Below are 4,018 nucleotides of genomic sequence, written 5' to 3'. Positions count from 1 at the left end.
GCACCGTGGCGGATCTGTCGTTGCTGGCGGATACCCTGATTCAGGAAGCGCTCGCCGTGCTGCACGGCTGGGCCTGCGAGAAAAGTGGTACCCCCATGGGGCCGGATGGCAAGCCGGTGCAGCTGGTGGTACTGGCCATGGGCAAGCTGGGGGCGCGGGAGCTGAACCTGTCCTCGGATATCGACCTGATCTTCGCCTATGAGCATGAAGGTGAGCTCGAGGGCGAGCGGCGCAGCCTGAGCCATCACCAGTTTTTCGTGCGCCTGGGGCAGCAGTTGATCAAGGCCCTGGATCAGCCCACCGCCGACGGTTTTGTATTCCGGGTGGACATGCGCCTGCGCCCCTGGGGCAAGAGCGGCGTGCTGGCCATCGGTTTCGATGCCATGGAAGGGTATTACGAAACCCAGGGGCGTGAGTGGGAACGCTATGCGCTGATCAAGATGCGCCCGGTGGGCGGCGACCTGCAGGCCGGCAAGCGTCTGATCAAGCGGCTCAACCCCTTCGTCTACCGCCGTTATATCGACTACGGCGCTTTCCATTCCCTGCGCGAGATGAAGTCCCTGATCGAACGGGAAGTGAACCGCAAGGGCATGCAGGCGGATGTGAAGCTGGGTGCCGGCGGCATCCGTGAAGTGGAATTTATCGTTCAGGCGTTTCAGTTGATCCGTGGCGGCCAGTTGCCGGCCCTGCGGGAACCGAATTTGATCAAGGTGCTGCCGCAACTGGTGGAGTTGGAGCTGCTGCCCGAGGATGTGGCGGATGAGCTGACCGAAGCCTATCTGTTTCTGCGGGATGTGGAGCATCGACTGCAGGGAATTGCGGATAAGCAGACCCAGCGCCTGCCTGACGACGAGCTGGGCTGGCAGCGTCTGACTTTTGCCATGGGCTTCTCCGCCCGTGCCGCCTTCGAGCGCAAGTTGCGGCGTTACCGGGAAAGTGTCCGTCATCATTTCAGCCAGGTGATCGCCGACCCGGAACAGGAAACCGATGCCGCCCAGGGTGCCGATCAGGAGCTGCTTGATCTGTGGCTGGGTGAGCTGGATGAGGCCCAGGCCGCGGCCCAGCTGGAGGCTATCGGCGTGCAGGAGGGTGACAAGGTTTATGCCCACCTGAATGATTTCCGTGAAAGCCGTTCGGTGCAGAACATGCAGGCGATTGGCCGCGAGCGGCTGGACCGGCTGATGCCTTTGCTGCTGGAGGCTTTGGGTTACCAGGGCCATGGTGAAACCACCGTGGTGCGCTTGCTGGCCTTCGTGGAAGCGGTGCTGCGCCGTAGCGCCTACATTGCCCTGCTGGTGGAAAACCCCAGCGCCCTTACCCAGTTGGTGAAGTTGTCCGGGGCCAGCCCCTGGATTGCCGAGCGCCTCACCCTGCACCCGGTATTGCTGGATGAGCTGTTGGATGTGCGCACTCTCTATTCGCCGCCGGAGCGGGCGGAGCTGGATGACGAGTTGCGTCAGCAGCTGTTGCGGGTGGCCGAGGATGATCTCGAACAGCAGATGGAAGTGCTGCGTAACTTCAAACAGGCCCATCTGTTGCGAGTCGCGGCCTCGGAAGTCACCGAGGTGCTGCCGCTGATGAAGGTCAGCGATTATCTCACCTGGCTGGCGGAAAGCATCCTCAACCAGGTGGTGATGCTGGCCTGGGAGCCGCTGGTGGAGCGCCATGGTCGCCCCTCGCGCATTGATGGCCAGCCCTGTAATCCGGATTTTGTGGTGGCCGGTTACGGCAAGCTGGGCGGTATCGAACTGGGCCACAACTCCGATCTGGATCTGGTGTTCCTGCATGATGCGGCCAGCGGCGGCATGACCGACGGCGACAAGCCGGTGTCCAACGAACAGTTCTACGCCCGCCTGGGCCAGCGCATCATTCACATTCTTTCCACCCGCACCATGAGCGGCCAGTTGTACGAAGTGGATATGCGCCTGCGCCCCTCCGGTAGTGCCGGCTTGCTTGTCAGCTCCATGGATTCGTTCGAGAAATACCAGCTCAACGATGCCTGGACCTGGGAGCATCAGGCCCTGGTGCGGGCCCGCGTGGTGGCTGGCTGCAACCGGGCTCGGGCCCGTTTCGAGGCGATTCGTCATCAGGTGCTGTGCCTGGAGCGGCCGCTGGAGAAGTTGCGCGAGGATGTGCTGGCCATGCGCGACAAGATGGTCGACCACTTGGGAGAAAAAGGCGAGGACCGTTTTCATCTCAAGCAGGACCCGGGTGGTATCGTTGATATCGAATTTATGGTGCAATACGGGGTTCTGAGATGGGCCTCCTCCCACGGTGAACTGACCCGCTTCACCGATAATGTGCGGCTGCTCGAAACACTGGCTGCACTGGATATTATGTCGGCGCAGGATGCCGGCTTGCTGCGGGAAGCGTACCTCGCTTACCGATCCGCGGCTCATCGCGCCTCGTTGCGCAAAGAGAAATCCATCGTCGACGACACTCAATTCCGCGATTTGCGTGAAGGCGTGCGAGCGATCTGGAAGCACTGGTTCGACCTGCAGGGCTGACGCCTGCCGGTCCTTAGTTCTGGGAGTATCACTGCCATGTCGATGGCTGTAAGAGACGGTTTTATCTGGTTGGATGGCGAACTGGTTCCCTGGCAGGAGGCCAAGGTGCATGTGCTGACGCATACCCTGCACTATGGCATGGGTGTGTTCGAAGGTGTGCGCGCCTACGAAACGGCCAAGGGGCCGGCCATCTTTCGCATGAAGGAACACACGGATCGCCTGTTCAACAGTGCCCATATCATGAATATGAAGATCCCGTTCACCAAGGACGAGGTCAACGCTGCGCAAGTGGCTGCGGTAAGAGAGAACAACCTGCCCCACGCCTACCTGCGTCCCATGGCGTTCTACGGCAGCGAAGGCATGGGCCTGCGCGCCCACAACCTCAAGGTGCACTTGATGGTGGCGGCCTGGGAATGGCCCGCCTACATGTCGCCGGAAGCTCTGGAGTTGGGCATCAAGGTGCGTACCTCCAGCTATACCCGTCACCATGTGAACATCACCATGTGCAAGGCGAAGGCCAACGGCAACTACATCAACTCCATGCTGGCGTTGAATGAAGCCCTGTCCGGCGGTGCCGACGAGGCTCTGTTGCTGGACAACGAAGGCTATGTGGCGGAAGGCTCCGGCGAGAACATCTTCGTGATCAAGGACAAGGTGCTCTATACCCCGGAACTGACTTCCTGCCTGGACGGCATCACTCGCAAGACCATCATCCAGCTGGCCGAAGAGCGTGGCTACGCGGTGCGAGAGAAGCGCATTACCCGTGACGAGATCTACGTGGCGGACGAGGCCTTCTTTACCGGCACCGCCGCCGAAGTGACGCCGATCCGCGAACTGGATGGCCGCATCCTTGGTGAAGGCAAGCGTGGCCCGATCACCGAGCAACTGCAGGCTGTGTACTTTGATCTGGTGCGCGGCAAACTGGATGACGACTACGGAGACTGGCTCACTTACGTGAGCTGAGCAGGCGCATGCCGGCTATCTTGTCCGACTCGCCTTCCGCCATCCTTGTCGTCGGCCCTTCCTGGGTCGGCGACATGGTGATGGCCCAGACCCTGTTTTCCGAGCTTCGCCGCCAATATCCGGACAGTGCCATTGATGTGCTGGCCCCCGCCTGGTGCCGGCCGCTGCTGTCACGCATGCCGGAGGTGCGTGAGGCCCTGTCGCTGCCTTTCGATCATGGCGACCTGAAACTGGGTGAGCGCCATGCGCTGGGCAAGTCCCTGCGCGGCAAATATCAGCAAAGCTATGTGCTGCCCAATTCCCTCAAGTCTGCCCTGGTACCCTGGTCGGCGAAGATACCCCGGCGCATCGGCTGGCGCGGGGAGATGCGTTATGGCCTGCTCAACGATGTGCGCAAGCTGGACAAGGATCGCTATCCGTTGATGGTGCAGCGGTTCGTGGCGCTGGCGCAGTCGGCCGATCAGCCGGTGCCGCAACTGGATACCATTACTGTCCCGCATCTGGAGGTCAGTGAAGACTCGCTTCAGCAGGCCATGGCGGCCCACGGG

Annotated in this window: 3 protein-coding genes; all 3 read left to right on the top strand. The window is 61.3% G+C overall.

All coding sequences use genetic code 11. The annotated features are described in order from the left end of the window. Positions 1 to 2,507: bifunctional [glutamate--ammonia ligase]-adenylyl-L-tyrosine phosphorylase/[glutamate--ammonia-ligase] adenylyltransferase (gene glnE / locus HUJ17_RS05865; RefSeq protein WP_290509807.1), on the top strand; the 2,507-nt coding region annotated here is incomplete at its 5' end. Between the two features lie 36 nt (positions 2,508 to 2,543). Continuing rightward, a complete protein-coding gene (locus HUJ17_RS05860; protein WP_290509806.1) occupies positions 2,544 to 3,470 on the top strand; it encodes a branched-chain amino acid transaminase in 927 nt (308 codons plus the stop codon). Positions 3,471 to 3,478: 8 nt separating this feature from the next. Next, positions 3,479 to 4,018, top strand: a 540-nt coding sequence (gene waaF, locus HUJ17_RS05855) for a lipopolysaccharide heptosyltransferase II (RefSeq protein ID WP_290509805.1), incomplete at its 3' end; no start/stop codon positions are given.

It is taken from the genome of Alcanivorax sp. (assembly GCF_014762765.1).
In the GTDB taxonomy this organism is placed as follows: Bacteria; Pseudomonadota; Gammaproteobacteria; order Pseudomonadales; family Alcanivoracaceae; genus Alcanivorax.
This window is presented reverse-complemented; position numbering and strand designations above follow the sequence as displayed.